General features: G+C 73.0%; 3 protein-coding genes. All 3 read left to right on the forward strand.

Annotation, left to right across the window (positions count from 1 at the left end):
- A partial coding sequence (ftsZ, locus tag PLL68_RS13560) for a cell division protein FtsZ (RefSeq protein WP_324534952.1) occupies positions 1–1,151 on the forward strand: 1,151 nt, incomplete at its 5' end.
- Positions 1,152–1,277: 126 nt separating this feature from the next.
- Positions 1,278–1,982: a purine nucleoside phosphorylase YfiH/LACC1 family protein gene (locus tag PLL68_RS13565; RefSeq protein WP_324534954.1), complete on the forward strand. Its 705-nt coding sequence runs from the start codon at positions 1,278–1,280 to the stop codon at positions 1,980–1,982.
- Complete coding sequence (locus tag PLL68_RS13570) at positions 1,979–2,689, forward strand: YggS family pyridoxal phosphate-dependent enzyme (RefSeq protein WP_324534956.1); 711 nt, start codon at positions 1,979–1,981, stop codon at positions 2,687–2,689. The genes PLL68_RS13565 and PLL68_RS13570 overlap by 4 nt, the downstream gene beginning before the upstream one ends.
- Positions 2,690–2,778: the final 89 nt, after the last annotated feature.

Genomic DNA, 2,778 nt, shown 5'->3' on the forward strand with positions numbered 1-2,778 from the left:
TCAACGCCATCAACCGGATGATCGAGGTCGGCCTCAAGGGCGTCGAGTTCATCGCGGTGAACACCGACGCGCAGGCTCTCCTCATGAGCGACGCCGACGTCAAGCTCGACGTCGGCCGTGAGCTCACGCGGGGGCTCGGCGCGGGCGCGGACCCCGAGGTCGGCAAGAAGGCCGCCGAGGACCACGCGGAGGAGATCGAGGAGGTCCTGCGGGGCGCCGACATGGTCTTCGTCACCGCGGGCGAGGGCGGCGGCACCGGCACCGGCGGTGCGCCCGTCGTGGCCCGCATCGCCCGGGGCCTCGGCGCGCTGACCATCGGCGTCGTCACGCGACCCTTCACGTTCGAGGGTCGTCGTCGTGCCAACCAGGCCGAGACCGGCATCGCGCAGCTTCGCGAGGAGGTCGACACCCTCATCGTCATCCCGAACGACCGGCTGCTGTCGATCAGCGACCGGGGCGTGTCGATGCTCGATGCGTTCCGCAGCGCCGACCAGGTGCTGCTGTCCGGTGTGCAGGGGATCACCGACCTCATCACCACCCCCGGGCTGATCAACCTCGACTTCGCCGACGTGAAGTCGGTCATGCAGGGCGCCGGATCGGCGCTCATGGGTATCGGCTCGGCGCGCGGTGAGGACCGTGCCGTCCAGGCGGCCGAGCTCGCGATCTCCAGCCCGCTGCTCGAGGCCAGCATCGACGGTGCCCACGGGGTGCTGCTCTCCATCCAGGGTGGCAGCGACCTCGGCCTCTTCGAGATCAACGAGGCCGCCCGCCTCGTGCAGGAGGCCGCGCACCCCGAGGCCAACATCATCTTCGGTGCCGTCATCGACGACGCCCTCGGTGACGAGGTGCGGGTCACGGTCATCGCGGCCGGGTTCGACGGCGGGGCCCCGGCGCGACGCGCCGACGACCGCGCCCTCGGGTCGGTGCAGGGGCGCTCCGCCCCCGCAGCCGCGGCCCCCGTGGCAGCGCCCGCCGCGCAGCGTCAGCCCGCGGCTCCGGTGAACGCCGCCCCGGAAGAGGGCGCCGTCATGACCGAGCAGGCCCAGGCTCCGGTCGAGCCGGCCCGTCCGGTGCAGCCCGTACAGGCACCGCCGCGCACGGTGACCTTCGACGAGAGCGACGACCTCGACGTGCCGGACTTCCTCAAGTAGGTCGCAGCGCAGCACTCCCCGACGAAGCGGGCCGGTTCACGCCGGCCCGCTTCTCGCGTCGCTTGCCTGCTTGGGGAAGTCCGACCCACATCGTGCATGTCCGACCCGCGCGCCTATGGTGGGAGGGTGTTCGCCTGGCATGAGGACCGCAGCGGTGTCGTCCGCGCTGTCACGGATCGCTCGTCGGGCGTGAGCACCGGGGCGTACGCCGGGCTGAACCTCGGCGGTCACGTCGGCGACGACCCCGAGGCGGTGAGCCGCAACCGTGCCTCGCTGGCCGAGCGACTGGGCCGCCCGGTGGTGTACATGGACCAGTGCCACGGTGCCGGGGTCGCCGTCGTCGACTCCGTGCCGGCGACACCGCCGACGTGTGACGCCGTCGTCACCCGCTCGGTCGACATCGCCCTCGCCGTCCTCGTCGCGGACTGCGTCCCCGTCCTGCTGTCCGGGACCGGTGTCGTCGCCGCGGTCCACGCCGGCCGACCCGGCCTCGTCGCCGGCGTCATGCCGGCCACCCTCGAGGTCATGGGCCTGCTCGGCGCAGGACCCATCGACGCCGTCGTCGGCCCATCGGTCTGCGGGCGGTGCTACGAGGTGCCCGAGGGGATGCGAGAGGCCGCTGCCCGGGTGCAGCCCGTGGCGGCGACGGTGTCCTGGACGGGGACGCCCGCCGTCGACGTCGCGGCCGGCGTCGTGGCCCAGCTGCGAGAGGGAGGAGTGGCGGTGCGCTGGGTCCCGGGCTGCACCCGTGAGCGCCACGACCTCTACTCCTACCGCCGCGACGGGCCCACGGGCCGCTTCGCCGGAGTCGTCGCCCGGAGCGCCCCGTGAGCGACCCGGCCACCGCCGCCCGTCAGCGCGAGCTGGCCGCAAACCTCGCCGCCGTCCGTGACCGGATCGACGAGGCCCGACGTGCGGCCGGTCGCACGGACGAGATCGCCCTCGTCGTCGTCACGAAGTTCTTTCCCGCCGGCGACGTCGACCTGCTCGTCGACCTCGGCGTCACCGACATCGGCGAGAACCGCGACCAGGAGGCGGTCGCCAAGGTCGCTTCGCTGAGGCACCGTGACCGGCTGCGCGTCCACTTCATCGGCCAGCTCCAGAGCAACAAGGCCGGCTCCGTCGCGGGGTACGCGGACGTCGTGCAGTCCGTGGACCGCGCCAAGGTGGTGCGTGCCCTCGACCGGGGCGCCACGGCATCCGGCCGGGTCCTGGACGTGACGGTGCAGGTGGCCCTGTCCGACAGCGAGGGCAGGGGAGGGGTGCCCGTCGACCAGGCCCCGGCCCTGGCCGACGTCGTCACCCAGGCGGCCTCGCTGCGCCTTCGCGGGGTGATGGCCGTCGCGCCGCTCGGAGAGGACCCGCGTGCCGCCTTCGCCCGCCTGCGGGAGGTGCGCGACGGCATCCGACGGTCTCATCCCGCGGCCACGTGGATGTCCGCGGGCATGAGCGGTGACCTCGAGGCCGCGGTTGCCGAGGGTGCGACACACCTGCGTGTCGGGTCCGCAATCCTCGGATCTCGGCTGTCCCACCGGTAACTTCGGTCACGATGGACGGCGCCGAATGGGCGGAGCCGACGACCAAGGAGCACTCAATGGCAGGCGCGCTGCGCAAGACGATGGTCTAC

It is taken from the genome of Ornithinibacter sp. (genome assembly GCF_035443565.1).
In the GTDB taxonomy this organism is placed as follows: Bacteria; Actinomycetota; Actinomycetes; order Actinomycetales; family Dermatophilaceae; genus Fodinibacter.